Raw genomic sequence first — 16062 nt, forward strand, 5'->3', positions numbered from 1 at the left:
CTCTACTTTGCGGGCATCATGCCCGAGTCTTCTGAGTTGGTTCAAGCAAGTGGAAACCATCCGGGGGAAAGATCGAATACCGACTTAACGGCTTAGAACGAATCTGGGGCTAGTTTGAATTAGATCAGTAGCGGTGGACAGAGGTCCACCGGAGGACATGCCGGTGTCAGTGATTCGGAGGGGCGGATGGGCAAGACCGTCCTGATCGTGGAAGACAATGAGCTCAACATGAAGCTCTTCCGCGATCTGTTGGAGGCCCACGGTTACCAGACGTCCGGCACCTCCAGCGGCGTGGAGGCGCTCGACATCGTGCGCCGGACCCGGCCCGACCTGATTTTGATGGACATCCAGTTGCCACAGGTCTCCGGCCTGGAGGTGACGAAATGGATCAAGGACGATCCCGATTTGCGCGCGATCCCCGTGGTCGCGGTGACAGCTTTTGCCATGAAGGGCGACGAGGAGCGCATCCGCGAGGGTGGCTGCGAAGCCTATCTTTCTAAACCGATTTCGGTCGGAAAATTCATAGAAACCGTGCGACGTTTTATCGGCTGAGGAGTTTCTGCAGTGTCCGCGCGCATCCTTGTGGTCGACGACGTCCCCGCCAACGTCAAGCTGTTGGAGGCGCGGCTGTCGGCCGAATATTTCGACGTGCTTACCGCCTCGAACGGCGCCGAAGCGCTGCAGATCTGCCAGCGCGCCGAATGCGACATCATCCTGCTCGACGTCATGATGCCGGACATGGACGGCTTCGAGGTCTGCCGCCGGCTGAAGTCGAACCCTGCGACGCATTTCATTCCGGTGGTGATGGTGACGGCGCTCGACAGCCCGTCCGACCGCGTGCGCGGCCTGGAGGCCGGCGCCGACGACTTCCTGACCAAGCCCGTCTCCGACGTCGTGCTGATCGCCCGCGTGCGCTCGCTGACCCGGCTGAAGATGATGACTGACGAGCTGCGCATGCGCGCGCTCACCTCGCTGGAGATCGGCGTGCAGGCGCCGGAGCGCAATGCCGTCGCCGATACGGGCAAGGGCGGTAGGGTGCTGCTGGTCGACGATCGTCCCTCGTCCTACGAGCGGCTCGGCCCGATGCTCGCGGCCGAGCATTCCGTCGATGTCGAGCCCAATCCGGCCGAGGCCGTGTTCAATGCCGCGGAGGGCAATTACGACCTCGTGATCGTCTCGCTCGATTTGAGCGACTTCGACGGCCTGAGGCTGTGCAGCCAGCTCCGCTCGCTGGAGCGGACCCGTCACGTGCCGATCCTCGCGATTGCGGAGGCCGAGAACAATTCCCGGCTGCTGCGTGGTCTCGAGATCGGCGTCAACGACTATCTGCTGCGTCCCGTCGACAAGAACGAGCTGATGGCGCGCGCCCGCACCCAGATCCGCAAGCGCCGCTACACCGATCATCTGCGCGACAACGTCCAGAACTCGATCGAGATGGCGATCACCGACGCGCTCACCGGCCTGCACAACCGTCGTTACATGGAATCGCATCTGGCGACGCTCGCCGACCAGGCCGCGAGCCGCGGCAAGCCGCTGGCGCTGATGATGCTCGACATCGACTACTTCAAGTCGATCAACGACACTTACGGCCACGATGCCGGTGACGACGTGCTGCGTGAGTTCGCGATGCGGGTGCGCAAGTCGATCCGCGGCATCGATCTCGCCTGTCGCTATGGCGGCGAGGAGTTCGTCATCGTGATGCCCGAGACCGATCTGCACGTGGCCGGCATGGTCGCCGAGCGCCTGCGCCGCTCGGTCGCCAACGAGCCGTTCTCGGTGCACAAGGGCGAGAAGCGCATCGAGGTCACGGTCTCGATCGGAATCTCCACCCTCGAGCAGAAGGGCGAGCCGGTCGCCGACGTCATGAAGCGTGCCGACAATGCGCTCTATCGCGCCAAGAACGAAGGCCGCAACCGCGCGGTCGCGATCGCGCCGACGCATCAGCCGTCGTTCCTGCCGCAGGCCGCGGGCAGGGGTCGATAGAGGGCAGGGGCGCTGCGCCGCCTTATCACCCCGAATGCGCTGATCGCGAGCGGTTATGCCCTCTCCACACGTCATTCCGGGGCGCGCGTAGCGCGAGCCGGAATCCATAGCCACGAACGGTTCTGTGTCGCGAGGTGCCAGTGGCGGCTGCCTTCGCCAAACCACGGCTCGGGGGTATGGATTCCGGGCTCGCGACTACGTCGCGCCCCGGAATGACAGCGGGTGTGTGGCAACAGACTGCAGGACATAGCTCATCATCCTCGCCGCGCCTCCGCGCCCGAGTTGTGCCCATCAAAACCCTCATCGAGAACAGAGGGCGCAGGGAAGGCCGGGTGCGGGTCGCACCCATGGTCCGCGTGCAGCAAAAAAAGCACGCGGCAGAACCACAGGTACGGACCGGACATCCGGCCCTCCCTGCGCGATGGCTTTACGGCTTACTCCGTGCTCTCCCCGGGGACCGGCGTTCTTGCCCCCGTCATCAGCGCGCTCGTCGCAAGCGCCGACTTGGCCTCAGCGTCGGGAGGCCAGGACCACACGGCTTCACCGTGCGCACCAGGATGTTCGTCCGCGCGGATCAACCACGCTGCACCCCGACACGCCCACCGCAACCCACCTCACGCTCGTGACGATCGCGATGCGCCCCTCTTGGCGAGGTGGGATGAGGGAGGGATAGCATGAATTCTGTAAAAACGAAACAAGAATCTTCGGCTGACGGCGGCCGATCAACACGATCCGGTTGATGCGATTGAGAAAATGAGTTTCTCGGCGCAGCGCTCGTTCATGCCGGTCCGGCAGGGAGCCGATGCTGGAGGGTTGCTTCGATTTCGGCCAAGGTCGTGCGGCGGGCGACTCCGTGAGTGATCTGTTTTGCCCGTCGTGCTAGATTTGCCCGGAGCGCCACATGTTCTCAGGAGGTGGGCGTATGAGACCGATCCGTGTGAGTGTTTTAGTTGGTGCCCTGACTGGCGTGCTGATGTTTTGCGGCGTCCTGATCCTCGAAGCTTTCAGTGTTCAGAGCAATGTCTCGACGTTGGCACTCATGGGAGGCGTCGCGGGGTGGTTGGCCGTCTTCATCGTGGATCGTTTTAGACCCGCCCGGGCGGCGCCGTAGGTCCGCAGACCGGACGATGCTGCGCTCGTCTGTCCTGGAGGTCTCCGTCGAGTTTGGTGGAGGCGAGACAGCTGTGTAGGACGGATCAGCGCTGCGTGATCCGCTGGACCAACTGCAAAGCGATATTCGGGCCAGCTGGCACCGCATCACGATGTCTGATTGTATCTCTTTAGCAATCCACCAAACAAAGGTCGTCGCTGCTTTGCTCGATGACAAGCAGCGGCGTGCAATGGCGGCACTGCTACGCAATCGCCTCGGCGCGAATGTTCTCAGTCATGCGCCTTGGGACAACCCCGAGGCGCCTCAAGGCCTGCACAGTACAGAGGGATGGCAACTCATTCCGACCTATGTCGGCAGGAGCGAATGTGTGTTGTTTGTGGCGCGGGCGAGCGCGTGGTGGACATTCCGTAGCGGTGCGGATCTGCTACGTGTCCTGGAGGAGTGCCCGCCAATGGAATTTTTCGTCTCCGACAGGGATGCCAGTTACCTCCTCTGCCATAATCACCACGACTTCGTCGTCGGTTGGGGCGATGCTGCGAGGTGGGTTGCAAGCGGATGCCCCGAACGACCGTTGGGTCGGTAGGTCAGATTATTATCGCAGCGTAATCGGTAGCGTCCTTTTGACGACAATCGCGATGGGTGGATCACATGGCTTTGGATGGTATCGACGTCGTCCAACGACGCCCCGGGATGTATGTCGGCGATACGACCGACGGCACGGGGTTGCACCGGATGATCGAAATCCTGGTCGACAATGCCGTGGATGAGGCGCTCGCCGGGTTCGGTGATCGGCTGGACGTTGCTCTGAATGCCGACGGTTCGGTGACGATCCGCGACAATGGCCGCGGCATTCCGACCGAAATACATCCATCGGACGGCATCCCAGCCGTCGAATTTGTCATGACGCGTCTTGACTACGCGTTCCGTCAGCCCTCGTGGCTTCTCGTGGTCAATGCGCTGTCGGAGTGGCTACAACTGCGCATCTGGCGTAACGGCAAGGAGCATGGCATGCGCTTCCGCCGCGGCCGTTGCGAGGCGCCGTTGACCATGGTCGGAGACACGGAGATCGTGGATGGCACGCCCAGGCGTGGGACGGAAATCACGTTCTGTCCGAATGCGGAGGTGTTTTCCAATGGGGCATTCGATCTGGCCAGGATCGAGCACCACCTGCGCAAGCTGCCGGTGTTCAAGGCTGGAGTGACGGTAACGCTATCGGATCGGCGGAATGGCGGCAACCACGAGATCAGTCTGCAAGTTTGATCATCAGCGCCGTAGGGCGGATGAGCGGAGCGTAATCCGCCGCTTGTCTGGCCGTGAAATGGCGGACTACGCAAACGCTCATCCGCCCTACGACACGTCGCAAAGTCATCAGCTCGAAATACTCCCGCCAGAGATGTGCCGTCATGCGGAACATCTCTTGATTTTATCCGATACCGGTGGTATCCAGGTCTCATGAGCACATCGATCCGCATCGTCAACTTCGATCACATGACCGGCTTCGGCCGGGCCATGGAAGGAGTCGCGCGCTAGGATATCGACGACGCGATGTTCTCACCAGGCCCCGCCGGCATCGGACGGGGCCTTTTCGTTTGGCCTTTGCTCCCTGCCGGCACAACAGCAGGAGCGTAGGATGCCACCGCATCAGATCAACCCGGCGATCGACTCCGGGCACTTGTCAGGACTCAATGTCGATCTCTCGATCGCTTCAGCCACCGACGCGATCAGTAGTTTGCAGCCATCGACGCAGCCCGACGCGCCGATCGCAGCCTTGCGAGAGGTGTTGTCGGAAAAGGACGCGGCCGGCCCGCCGGCCAGGCCGACCTGGCTCATCATCCGCCTGATCGGCTGGTGCTGGCGCGCCATGCAAGAGTGGCAACGCCGGGAGAGCGTGCGGGCAAGTCTGTACGAGCTGAGCGAACGCGAGCTCACCGACATCGGCCTCACGCGCGCCGAGATCGAACACATCAGTGCGTTGCGGACGCTCGAGAGCTTGAGGGACAACCCGCGACATCTGGTCTCGCGCAGGGGAATGTAGCCGGCTGCGGACCGTAGAGATGCAGAGCTAGGGATGGTTGGCCGATAGCGCGAGATGCTGAGCCACGACGTCATTGCGAGCGAAGCGAAGCAATCCAGGGTCCCGCCCACGCCCCTGGATTGCTTCGCTGCGCTCGCAATGACGGAGGTGAGATCACGCTCTTCTCTCGGCACTCTTCTGCTGGAGAGATCGTTTGCGCGCAGCTCGGCGGGATACGAGCCTCGCATGGCTGCTCAGTTGTGCGCGCAGGAACTACATGGCTTGATCTCGATCAATTCTCGTGGTACTTGCAAATCATGATTAACGTCGTGCGCCATTCCTATCGCAAAAATACGACCCGCCGTAGCCGGGCCGTGGGAGGAGTCGTGCGCTAGGATTTCGATGACACGATCATTCCACCAGGCCCCGCCGGCATCGGACGGGGCCTTTTTGTTGGGCCACGCTCCCTGCCGGCATCACAAAGCAGGAGCGACCGATGCCACCTCAGACCCATCTCACCGCCGAGACCGCGCGCGATGCCGCGCCGCTCAGTGTGGTTCGTCATGTCATCGCCAAAACGAACGCGACGGGCGCTGCGCAAGCTGTGCCGCGCCCCAACGCGCCCACCCCGGCGCTGCGTGTCGTGTCCGACAAGGATGCGGCGGCGCCGCCAGGCGCAGCGGCAGGCCTCATCAGTTGGCTCGGGCAGTCCTGGCAGGCATTTCAGGAGAGCCGCCGGCGGCGGAAGATGAGAGCCCATCTGCGCGACCTCAGCGAGGCGCAATTGCTGGACATCGGCCTGAGCAGAAGCGACATCGAGCACCTCGCCGCGCACCGCGCGCTCGAACGGCTCAAGTACGATACGACGCATCTCATGATGTCCCGCGGCGTGATGTAGCCGTGATCTCAGCTCTGCGTGTTTCAATCGTCTCACGGCGGATCAGCGTCGATCCGCCGTGATAACGCGCACGTCACCAGGCGATCCGTTCGCCACAGGCTCATTCGTAAGGGACTGTGGTCTCAGCTCCGCGCCTCGCGACCATGCCAGACGCGAGTGATCAGGATATCGTTCGACTGCGGCATGAGAGCATAGCGAACAATATAGCCAGATGCCCCAAACCGCACGACGATCTGCCTGATGTCGGCATCTCGCGTTGGTTGCCCCATGTCAGGAAACTCCTGCAGCCGATCGATCGCCGTCCAAATCGCAGAGAGTGCACGTCGTGCCGCGTCGCGATTGCGCTCGTCGAGAAACGTTCTGACGCGCTCGAGGTCCGATATGGCCTCGGGCGCAAACAGGATCATCGAATCTTTCGCGGAGCCGGAGGTGTCAATTCCTCTGCCGATCCCCAGCTAGCGACCCACGCCTTTACCTCATTCAGGGGCACGGCGAGACCCGTTTGCTTGAATGTATCGAGGCGCCGCCGGTCCTCGGCAATATCGGGACCTGCGATGTCGATCACGGAATCAAGCAGCGCCACGGCTTCCGCAAGAACTGCGGCGATGTCCTGGCCGCGCTCGGCCGCCATCTCGGACAGGCGAGTATCGGTGGTTGCGTCGATCTCGATGGTACGGCGGACGAGGTTCATGCAGCAAAGATAGCGGTGCCGGCACAGGCTGTCGAGGCAGCTGATCACCGCGCCGGATGCAGACGAGCTCCCGAACCCGTCTTCGATGGCCCTTTGCGCGGGAACCGGCCGCCGGGGCGGGCGTTTGTCTTCCTCAAAGGAGGAGACCTCATGAAGAAGCTGGTGTTTGCGGCTGCGGTATCGCTGGTTGTTCTGCCGTCGCTCGCGTTGGCGCAGGGCCACATGGGCACGCCGCAGGAGCAGAAGGCCTGCGCGCCCGACGCCAAGCGCTTCTGCCGCGCTCAGCTCGGCGATGATTTCGGCGTGCAGAATTGTCTGATGCAGAACCGGGCCAAGCTGAGCAAGCGCTGCTCGGCAGTGTTCTCCAGCCACGGCATGTAAGCCGTCGCGCACGCGTTCTCGACGTGACAGGGCGGACGGCTGACGCTGGTCCGCCCTTCTTGCGTGATCAGGCCGTGCGCACCTTGCGCAGGAATTTGTCCAGCTCGTCCTTGAGGTGATTGCTCTCGCGCGAGAGCGAGTGCGCTGAGGCGAGCACCTGGGACGAGGCGTTGCCGGTCGCGTTGGCGCCCTCGCTGACGTCGCCGATGTTGCCGGCGACGCGGGCGGTGCCGCTGGCGACCTCCTGGACGTTGCGCGAGATCTGACCCGTGGCGGAGCCCTGCTGCTCGACGGCGGCGGCGATGCCGGCCGCGATCTCCGAGATTTGCTGGATGGTGCCGCCGATCTGCTTGATCGAGGTCACCGACGACTGCGTTGCGTTCTGGATGCCTTCGATCTGCTGGCCGATCTCCTCGGTCGCCTTGGCGGTCTGCGAGGCCAGCGCCTTGACCTCGGAGGCGACCACGGCGAAGCCGCGGCCGGCTTCGCCCGCCCGTGCCGCCTCGATGGTGGCGTTCAAGGCGAGCAAATTGGTCTGGGCTGCGATCGAGGTGATCAGCTTCAAGACGTCACCGATGCGCTCGGCGGTGCGCGACAGCTCGCTGATGCCGGCGTCCGTCTGTTCGATCTGGCGCACGGCTTCCCTGGCGATGGTGGTCGATTCCGTGACCCGGCGGCCGATCTCGTGCACGGAGGAGGTCATCTGCTCGGCGGCCGAGGCCACGGACTGCACGTTGGCCGAGACCTGGCCGGAGGCGGAGGCCGCGCTCGTCGATAGCTGCTGTGTCTGCTCGGCGGTCTTGCTGAGGCTGTTCGCCGACACCTCCAGCGTGCGCGCGTCGGAATGGACCTTGTTGATGATCTGTCCGACGGTGGCTTCGAACTCGTCGGCCATGCGCTTCGTCGCAGCGTGCTGCTCGGTCTTGGCGGCATCGAGATAGACCGAGATCGCGAGGTCCATGTCGATCATCGCGGCCTTGGTGATCGCCGCCTGCAGCGCCGCCTTTTTCTCGCGCGCGGCGGCGCCCGCGAACCAGCCGTCCGACAGCTCGGTTTCGATCGCCTTCTGCAGGCCGGTGACGATCAGCGAATAGCCCGCGATGTACCAGCGCGGCTCCAGTCCCATGCGGTGATGGGCCTGGCCGATGCGGGTGACCGACGTCACATAGGCGTCGTCGAATTTGGCGGTCGCCAGCGACATCCAGTGATCGAACTGAGCCTGCGAGGCGTGCTTCATCGCGGCCTGGCCGGAGAACATCTTCGCCAATTGCTGGTACTTGCCGACATGGGCGTAGAACTGCTGAAGCAAAGCGGGCAGCACCTTGCCGATCAGCGGCCGCAGTTCGCGCAGGCTGTCCCGCGTCGCATTGTCGATCCCGATGAAGTCGAGACGGGATTGCAGGGTGGCAAGATCGGTCATCGCTGGTCAGCCCGTGAAGCCAAGACGCGTGGGTGAGCCCGCGCTGCGGGTGCGTTGCTACCCTTCAGGATTGCACGATTTTGGTTGATGGTTCCTTACGAAGGAACCAAGAACTTTACTGATTTTGGGTCCGAGAGCTGGATGCCGTCGACGGTATTGGCGGGTGCCGGCGTGAACGGGGCAATAAAAAACGGGGCCGAAACGGCCCCGTTGAAGTCATAGCGTCCGCGATCTACTTGATCTTTTACTTGATCTTGGCTTCGCGGAATTCGACGTGCTTGCGCGCGACCGGGTCGTACTTCTTCTTGACCATCTTGTCGGTCATGGTGCGCGAATTCTTCTTGGCAACATAATAGAAGCCGGTGTCGGCCGACGACACGAGCTTGACCTTGATGGTGACCGCTTTGGCCATGTCTTGAACCTCTGGAATCGGGGATAGGGTGGGCACCGGCCAAAGAGGGGGCGCCGTTGGCCGGCAAACTACCCAGCCAGCCCCCAAAGTCAAGGTTGCCGGGCCAGATTCTGGGATTCTAGGTCTCGAAGAACCGGTTTTTGGGCCGGGGAAGCCCGAGATTGTCGCGCAAGGTGGGGCCTTCGTACTCGGTCCGGAAGATCCCGCGGCGCTGCAGCTCGGGAATCACCTTGTCGACGAAGTCGTCGAGGCCGGCGGGCAGGAACGGGAACATGATGTTGAAGCCGTCCGAGGCGCGGCTTTCCAGCCAATCCTGCATCTGGTCGGCGATCGTCTTGGCCGTGCCGACGAAGGCGAGCCCGCCATAGCCGCCGACCCGCTGCGCCAGCTGCCGCACCGTGAGCTTGTCGCGGGCGGCGACGTCGACCAGGCGCTGGCGGCCGCTCTTGGAGGCGTTGGTCTCGGGGATCTCGGGCAGCTGGCCGTCGGGATCGAAGCCGGAGGCATCGGTGCCGAGGATCACCGAGAGCGAGGCGATGGCGCTGTCGTAGTGCACCTTGCTGTTGAGGAGCGCGCGCTTCTCCTTGGCCTCGGCGTCGCTGTCGCCGACCACGACGAAGGCGCCGGGCAGGATCTTCAGATGCTCGGGATTGCGGCCGACCTTCTCCATGCGGCCCTTGATGTCGGCGTAGAGCTTCTGGCCATCGGCGAGACTGCCGCCGCCGGTGAACACGGCCTCCGCGGTCTCGGCCGCGAGCTGCTTGCCGTCCTCGGAGGCGCCGGCCTGCACGATCACCGGCCAGCCCTGCACGGGACGGGCGATGTTCAGCGGTCCCCGCACCTTGAGATATTTGCCCTTGTGGTCGAGCACGTGCATCTTGTCGGGATCGAAGAACAGCCCGCTCTCGACGTCGCGCACGAACGCGTCGTCGGCGAAGGAATCCCACAGGCCGGTGACGACGTCGTAGAACTCGCGGGCGCGCTTGTAGCGCTCGGCGTGCTCCATGTGATCGTCGAGGCCGAAATTCAGCGCGGCGTCGGGGTTCGACGTCGTGACGATGTTCCAGCCGGCGCGGCCGCCGGAGAGATGGTCGAGCGAGGCGAAGCGGCGGGCGACGTGATAGGGCTCGTCGAAGGTGGTCGAGCCCGTCGCGATCAGGCCGATGTTCTCGGTGACCGCCGACAATGCCGACAGCAGCGTGAACGGCTCGAACGAGGTCACGGTGTGGCTGCGCTTCAGCGCATTGATCGGCATGTTCAGCACGGCCAGATGATCGGCCATGAAGAAGGCGTCGAACTTGCCGGCCTCGAGCTTGCGGATCAGCTGCTTAAGATGCGCGAAATTGAAGTTGGCGTCCGGCCAGGCGCCAGGATAGCGCCACGCGCCGGTGTGGATCGAGACCGGGCGCATGAACGCGCCGAGCTTGAGTTGACGAGGGGCCATGGGGGCGTCCGCGGATGGTTGCTGTCTTTCAGCAGATAGGAACTTCGCGGGCGCGTGTCAGCAAGCCGGCGCAGAACACGATTTCGTTTTCAATGCCGACAGAGAACGTTCATGCCAATGAGGGCCGAGCAGGCAGTCCAAACAACGGTGTCGTCCCGGCCTTGAGCCGGGACCCACTCCGTGAAGGTTGGGATGCCGTCGCCGCTCCGCCTAATTCCCCTTTGCGCGTTCGTCGAACGCCGAGAGCACGGCGAGCGTCATGGCCGTGACGCCGGTCTCGATGGTCGGCTTCGGCACCGGCGCGAATTGCGGGGAGTGGTTCGGCGCCAGTTGCGGGCCGGTGCCGTTGCGGGCTGCGGCGACGCGCTCAGGTTCGTAAACGCCGATGCCGAAGAACATCGAGGGCACGCCGGCCGCGACGAACTCGGAATAGTCCTCGCTGGTCGTGGTCGGCGGGACCAGCATCAGCTTGTCGCCGAAGGCCGCCCGCAGCACCTTCTCGCCGGCCGCAACGACAGCAGAATCATTCATGACGCCCTTGGCGCCCTCGGTGATCTCGATCTGCGGCGACGGCGCATCCGCCATGGCGGCGACGGCCTTGGCCGTGCGCTCGACGCCGGCCACGATCTTCGCGCGCACCTCCGGCTTGAAGGTCCTGATCGTGCCGGCGACGAAGGCGTTGTCCGGAATGATGTTGCCGGCGGTGCCGCCATGGATCGCGCCGACCGTGACGAGGCCGAACTCGGTCGGGTCCTTCTCGCGGCTGATCACGCTCTGCAGGTCGACCACGAAGCGCGCCGCCATCATCACCGGATCGATCGTCTGGTGCGGCGCCGCGCCGTGGCCGCCGCGGCCGTGGAAACGAACGAACAGTCCGTCCGCACTGGAGGAGCCGATACCCGTGCGGTAGGTGAGCGAGCCGTAAGCGAAGCCACCATCATGCAGGGCGAAGCCGACATCGGGTTTCGGGAAGCGCGTGAACAGGCCGTCGGCCAGCATCGCCTTGGCACCAGCGACTTCTTCCTCGGCCGGCTGGGCGATGAACATCAAGGTGCCCTTCCACTTGTCCTTCAGGCCGACCAGCGTCTTGGCCGTGCCGACCCAGCTCGCCATGTGGATGTCGTGGCCGCAGCTATGCGCGACGAAGGTCTCGCGCCCGTTCCAAATGGCCTTGTCGCGGCTCGCATAGGGCAGGCCGGTCTTTTCCTCCATCGGCAGCGCGTCGAGCTCGGTGCGCACCATGATCGTCGGGCCCTCGCCATTGCGATAGAGCGCGACGAGGCCTGTCTTGCCGACCTTCTCGGTGACTTCGAAGCCGAGCGCGCGCATCTGCTCCGCAAGCTTCGCCGCGGTTTTGACTTCCTGGAAGGCAAGCTCGGGATGGGCGTGCAGATCCTTGTAGAGCACGTCGAGCGCGGGATAGTCGCGTTCGAGCGACGCGGTGATGGTGCTCTTCAACGCCGCGACATCGAGATCTGCGCGAGCCTGTGCCGAGACCACGGTGGACAATGCAACTGACGCGAGCAGGGCGACGAGAAACTGCTTCATGGAGAGGCTCCCAATGAACGCCGTCATTAAATACCTTTCGGCGGTCGACGACCAGCAGTCCCGTCGATCTTGCGCATCACGGCGAGCACGTCGGGTGTGATCTCAAACCCGCTCGCGAGGGAGCATTCGAGGTGTCAGAACGGCTCAATATCTCCTCTGGCTATCCGTTTGAAGACCGCTACGGCTATGCACGCGCCGTTCGCGTCGGCCAGCAAATCTTCGTCTCCGGAACGACCGCGCGAGGTCCTGATCTGGATCGCGATGCCTATGTCCAGGCGCAGCGCGTGATCGGCATCATCGCCGAAGCGCTGGAGAAGGCGGGAGCGGAGCTTCGCCATGTGGTGCGGACGGTCGTTTACGTGACCGACATGGCTGACATCGATCATGTTGCTCGCGCCCACGGCGAAGCCTTCGGCACGGTGCTGCCGGCTAGCACGCTGGTACAGGTCGCCGGTCTTACGCCCGCGAACGCTCGGGTCGAGATCGAGATGACAGCGATCATCCATGACTGATGACCGCGCTGGAGCGCATCACCCGCCCAGCACGTCCTTCTGCATCTTGCCGCCGTAGAAGTGGAAGAACGGCACCTCGGCGTCGTGGCGCAGCGGGCCGGTGGCCAAGCGCTTGTCGAGCTCGTGGAGGACGTTCTTGGTCATCGGGTGCAGGTCGGCGAGCGGTTTCGAGCCGAGCTCCACCCAGACCAGCTCGACCAGCTCGGCATCGGCGTGGATGACACCGTCGACGCGGTGGGTGATGGCGGAGGCGTCAGCGGTGAAGAATCGGGTGTCGAAGCGCTTGATGCGGCCGGGCGGGGTGATGGCGCGGGCGATCAGGAACAGGCCGGAGGGATCGGGCAGCAGGCCGGCTTCCGAAAACGGCGCCCAGGGGCCGTCAAGCTTGGGCGCGGGGCCGTCGACCTTGCGCCCGAGGCAGAGGCCGGTTTCCTCGCAGGCCTCGCGGATCGCGGCGACCGCGAGCGATTTCGCGCGCGATGGCGTCGTCTGCGGCTTGCCCTTGAACAGATTGGCTTCGAGCTCGGCCGGCATCGGAGCTGCGACCGGAATGCGGTGATCGGTCTTGTCGACGCGGCCGCCGGGGAAGACGAACTTGCCGGGCATGAACACGACCTTGTCGTGACGCTTGCCGACCAGCACTTTCGGCACGGAGCCGCTGCGGTCGACCAGGATCAGGGTCGCGGCATCACGCGGCTTGGTGTAGGGATGGTGGTCCGCTTCCTTCTCGGCGGGCTTGCCCGCCGGTGCGCTCGTCGCCTGTGCCGTCTCGCTCATGTCCCCCCGCTTGTTCTTATTAGTTGATCCGTTGTCGGCTCACACCGGCGGGATGCCCTCGACCGGATTGTCGTCGAAGCCATGCATGCGGAACGCCCACTGCAGCCCGACCACGGCGCCCTTGACCGGCTGCAGCAGCGCGAGCGAGGCGATCAAGGTCACCGGCAGATAGATCGCGAGCTGCAGCGCCACCGGCGGCGCGTAGTTGGTCTCGATCGACAGCGCCATCGGCACGATGATGTGGCCGACGATGACGATGACGAGATAGGCCGGCAGGTCGTCGGCGCGGTGGCCGGAGAAATCCTGGCCGCAGCGGTCGCAATTGTCGGCAACCTTCAGGAAGGCGCGGAACAGCTTGCCCTCGCCGCAGCGCGGGCAGCGGCCGCGCAGGCCGCGCTTCATCGCGGTCCAGACGTCGCGCTTCTCGGCGAGACCGGCGTCGCGGGTCCAGGTCTGTGGCAATGCGCTAGGCGTTGAACTCATGGCGTCCATGATTGGCCTTTCTTCGATGTGCCGGGCTTGCGTTTTGCCCCTGCCTTCTGGCTTTTCTTACGGCTCTTGTCTTTATGCTTCGTGCGAGCTTCGGACTTGCCCCGCTTGGCCGCCTTGTTGCTCGCCTTGGCGTGCGTCCCGACGGTATTCTTGCGCCTAGGGCCTGCGCCGCGCGGATGCCGCGACACCAGGACGTCAGCCTGCGTCAGCAGTTCGAAGCGCAGTGCGCCGGCCACCGGTTGAGCTTCTACCAGACGCACGTCGACGACGTCACCCAGCCGGTGCATGGCACCGCTGCGCTGGCCGATCAGCGCGTGGCGCGTCTCGTCATAGTCGAAATATTCCGTGCCGAGGGTTCGGATCGGAACCAGGCCGTCGGCGCCGGTGTCGTCGAGCTTGATGAAGAGGCCCGCGCGGGTGACGCCGGAGATGCGGCCCTGGAAGCTGGCGCCGACGCGATCGGCGAGATGGTGCGCGATCAGGCGGTCGGCGGTCTCGCGCTCGGCCTTCATCGCGCGCCGCTCGGTGACCGAGATCTGCGCCGCGACTTCGGCGAGATGATCCGGCGTCTCGCTGTCGGGCAGGGCGCCGTCGCCGAGGCCGAGCGCGCGTAAGAGTCCGCGATGCACGACGAGATCGGCGTAGCGGCGAATGGGGGAGGTGAAGTGCGCATAGCGGCGCAGGTTCAGGCCGAAATGCCCGTAATTTTCCGAGGAGTACTCGGCCTGCGCCTGCGAGCGCAGCACGACCTCGTTGACGAGCTTCTCGTAGTCCTGGCCGGCGACCAAGGTCAGCACGCGGTTGAACAGCGACGGCCGCAGCGCGCTCGACTTGGCGAAGGGCACGTCGAGCGTCTTCAGGAACTCCTGCAGCGCGTGCACCTTCTCGACCGTCGGCTCGTCATGCACGCGGTAGATCAGCGGCAGCGCCTTCTTCTCCAGCGCTTCCGCCGCGGCGACGTTGGCGAGGATCATGAACTCCTCGATCAGCCGGTGCGCGTCGAGCCGCTCCGGCACCACGACGCGGTCGACGGTGCCGTCCGGCTTCAACAGGATCTTGCGCTCGGGAAGATCGAGGTCGAGCGGATCGCGCGCATCGCGGCCGCGTTTGGCGACCTCATAGGCGGCATAGAGCGGCTTGAGGATCGGCCCGAGCAGGGGGCCGGTGACGTCGTCCGGCTTGCCGTCGATGGCGGCTTGCGCCTGCGCGTAGGAGAGTTTTGCGGCCGAACGCATCAGCACGCGGTGGAACGAGTGCGACCGCTTGCGGCCGTCGGCGCCCAGCACCATGCGCACGGCGAGCGCGCCGCGCGGCTCGCCCGGCACGAGCGAGCACAGATTGTTGGAGATGCGCTCCGGCAGCATCGGCACGACGCGGTCGGGGAAGTACACCGAATTGCCGCGGATCAGCGCGTCGCGATCGAGCGCCGAGCCCGGACGCACGTAGTAGGCGACGTCGGCGATCGCGACGTGGAGGATGAAGCCGCCGGCATTGTTCGGATCGGGATCCGGCTCGGCATGGACCGCGTCGTCATGGTCCTTCGCATCGGGCGGATCGATCGTGACCAGCGGCAGTTCGCGCCAGTCCTCGCGGCCCTTCAGGTTCGCCGGCTGCGCGGCTTCGGCTTCCGCGACGGCCGCGGCCGAGAAGTCCATCGGAATCTCGTGGGCGTGGATCGCGATCAGGCTGATCGCCTTCTCGGTCGCCACCGAGCCGTAGCGCTCCTTCACGCGGCCCGCCGGCAGGCCGTAGCCGCGGCCGCGCAACAGGTCGACGCTGATGAGATCGCCGTCCTTGGCGTCGCGGGTATCGCCCGGCGCAATCGACAGCTCGCGGCCGGCCTGCTTCTTGTCGACGGGGATGAGGCGACCGCCGCCATTGGGGTTGCTCTTGAAGATGCCGAGCACCCGGTTGCGGGCCTGGTCGAGCACCTTCAGCACGCGGCCGCGATAGGCGATGCCGTCGGCATCGTTGATCGGCTCGACGCGGAGCAAGGCGCGGTCGCCGACGCCGGCGGTGGCGCCGGGCTTGGCGAGGCGAGACGCGTAGATACGGATGCGCGGCGGCTCGGACTGCTCGGCCTCGTCCCACTCGGCGGGTTTTGCGATCAGCTCGCCGTCGCTGTCGCGGCCGGTGATGTCGGCGACCAGTGTCGCCGGCAGCGTCGCGGGCTCGACGATCTTCTTGCGGCCGCTCTTCTTGATGGTGCCGTCGGCGATGAGCTCGCGCAGCAGCTCCTTGAGGGCTGCGCGGTCGGCGTTCTTGAGGCCGAATTCGCGGGCGATGTCCTTGGTGCCGATCTTGCCCGGATTGGCGCGGATGAAGGCGACGATGGCCTCCCGCGGAGGGAAGCCGATGTCGCGCTTTTTGATCATTTTC

The 16062-nt window shown here is 64.6% G+C and carries 16 protein-coding genes; 7 read left to right on the top strand and 9 right to left on the bottom strand.

Going from position 1 to position 16062, the window contains the following annotated elements; genetic code table 11:
• Window positions 1-186: 186 nt before the first annotated feature.
• From ACQR0Z_RS22215 to ACQR0Z_RS22235, 5 genes are all read left to right on the top strand, one after another.
• Window positions 187-552: a response regulator gene (locus ACQR0Z_RS22215; RefSeq protein WP_008964019.1), complete on the top strand. Its 366-nt coding sequence runs from the start codon at window positions 187-189 to the stop codon at window positions 550-552.
• Between the two features lie 12 nt (window positions 553-564).
• Window positions 565-1983, top strand: coding sequence for a PleD family two-component system response regulator (locus tag ACQR0Z_RS22220; RefSeq protein WP_434861681.1), 1419 nt, complete (start codon window positions 565-567; stop codon window positions 1981-1983).
• Window positions 1984-3742: 1759 nt separating this feature from the next.
• Window positions 3743-4354, top strand: coding sequence for an ATP-binding protein (locus tag ACQR0Z_RS22225; RefSeq protein ID WP_434920039.1), 612 nt, complete (start codon window positions 3743-3745; stop codon window positions 4352-4354).
• Window positions 4355-4724: 370 nt separating this feature from the next.
• A complete protein-coding gene (locus tag ACQR0Z_RS22230; RefSeq protein WP_434920040.1) occupies window positions 4725-5129 on the top strand; it encodes a DUF1127 domain-containing protein in 405 nt (134 codons plus the stop codon).
• Window positions 5130-5604: 475 nt separating this feature from the next.
• A complete protein-coding gene (locus ACQR0Z_RS22235) occupies window positions 5605-6006 on the top strand; it encodes a DUF1127 domain-containing protein (RefSeq protein WP_434920041.1) in 402 nt (133 codons plus the stop codon).
• Between the two features lie 122 nt (window positions 6007-6128).
• Here ACQR0Z_RS22235 and ACQR0Z_RS22240 read toward each other — a convergent pair whose 3' ends face one another.
• Window positions 6129-6413 (bottom strand): type II toxin-antitoxin system RelE/ParE family toxin, encoded by a 285-nt coding sequence (locus tag ACQR0Z_RS22240; RefSeq protein WP_434861685.1) that lies wholly within the window; start codon window positions 6411-6413, stop codon window positions 6129-6131.
• Entirely contained in the window at window positions 6410-6745 is a 336-nt protein-coding gene (locus ACQR0Z_RS22245; protein WP_434920042.1) for a hypothetical protein, read from the bottom strand. Before ACQR0Z_RS22245 ends, ACQR0Z_RS22240 begins: the two co-directional genes overlap by 4 nt.
• Before the next feature lie 102 nt (window positions 6746-6847).
• Between ACQR0Z_RS22245 and ACQR0Z_RS22250 the strand changes: the two genes are divergently transcribed.
• Window positions 6848-7078 (top strand): hypothetical protein, encoded by a 231-nt coding sequence (locus ACQR0Z_RS22250; RefSeq protein WP_434861687.1) that lies wholly within the window; start codon window positions 6848-6850, stop codon window positions 7076-7078.
• Between the two features lie 67 nt (window positions 7079-7145).
• Here ACQR0Z_RS22250 and ACQR0Z_RS22255 read toward each other — a convergent pair whose 3' ends face one another.
• The 4 genes from ACQR0Z_RS22255 to ACQR0Z_RS22270 all read right to left on the bottom strand — a co-directional run bounded on the left by ACQR0Z_RS22255 (window position 7146) and on the right by ACQR0Z_RS22270 (window position 11902).
• Window positions 7146-8498 (bottom strand): protoglobin domain-containing protein, encoded by a 1353-nt coding sequence (locus tag ACQR0Z_RS22255; RefSeq protein WP_434920043.1) that lies wholly within the window; start codon window positions 8496-8498, stop codon window positions 7146-7148.
• A gap of 244 nt (window positions 8499-8742) precedes the next feature.
• Window positions 8743-8910 carry a 50S ribosomal protein L33 gene (gene rpmG, locus ACQR0Z_RS22260; RefSeq protein ID WP_006611239.1) on the bottom strand — a complete coding sequence of 56 codons (168 nt, stop codon included), beginning with the start codon at window positions 8908-8910 and terminating at the stop codon, window positions 8743-8745.
• A gap of 118 nt (window positions 8911-9028) precedes the next feature.
• Window positions 9029-10354: an LLM class flavin-dependent oxidoreductase gene (locus ACQR0Z_RS22265; protein ID WP_434920044.1), complete on the bottom strand. Its 1326-nt coding sequence runs from the start codon at window positions 10352-10354 to the stop codon at window positions 9029-9031.
• A 210-nt stretch (window positions 10355-10564) separates the two neighbouring features.
• Window positions 10565-11902 carry an amidohydrolase gene (locus ACQR0Z_RS22270; RefSeq protein ID WP_434920045.1) on the bottom strand — a complete coding sequence of 446 codons (1338 nt, stop codon included), beginning with the start codon at window positions 11900-11902 and terminating at the stop codon, window positions 10565-10567.
• A gap of 131 nt (window positions 11903-12033) precedes the next feature.
• Between ACQR0Z_RS22270 and ACQR0Z_RS22275 the strand changes: the two genes are divergently transcribed.
• Window positions 12034-12414: a RidA family protein gene (locus ACQR0Z_RS22275; protein WP_434920046.1), complete on the top strand. Its 381-nt coding sequence runs from the start codon at window positions 12034-12036 to the stop codon at window positions 12412-12414.
• A gap of 18 nt (window positions 12415-12432) precedes the next feature.
• Here the strand turns inward: ACQR0Z_RS22275 and ACQR0Z_RS22280 are convergent, their stop codons facing one another.
• Genes ACQR0Z_RS22280 through rnr form a run of 3 tightly spaced genes read right to left on the bottom strand, consistent with a single transcriptional unit; the run spans window position 12433 to window position 16058 of the window.
• On the bottom strand, window positions 12433-13191 hold the full coding sequence (locus ACQR0Z_RS22280) for an NUDIX hydrolase (RefSeq protein ID WP_434920047.1): 759 nt from the start codon (window positions 13189-13191) through the stop codon (window positions 12433-12435).
• A 39-nt stretch (window positions 13192-13230) separates the two neighbouring features.
• Window positions 13231-13674, bottom strand: a complete 444-nt coding sequence (locus ACQR0Z_RS22285) for a DUF983 domain-containing protein (RefSeq protein ID WP_434920048.1) — start codon at window positions 13672-13674, stop codon at window positions 13231-13233.
• The gene (gene rnr / locus ACQR0Z_RS22290; RefSeq protein WP_434920049.1) at window positions 13671-16058 is read right to left on the bottom strand and encodes a ribonuclease R; all 2388 of its coding nucleotides are present in this window, start codon (window positions 16056-16058) and stop codon (window positions 13671-13673) included. The genes ACQR0Z_RS22285 and rnr overlap by 4 nt, the downstream gene beginning before the upstream one ends.
• Window positions 16059-16062 lie beyond the last annotated feature (4 nt).

The sequence above is a fragment of the Bradyrhizobium sp. HKCCYLS3077 genome (assembly GCF_051167555.1).
In the GTDB taxonomy this organism is placed as follows: domain Bacteria; phylum Pseudomonadota; class Alphaproteobacteria; order Rhizobiales; family Xanthobacteraceae; genus Bradyrhizobium.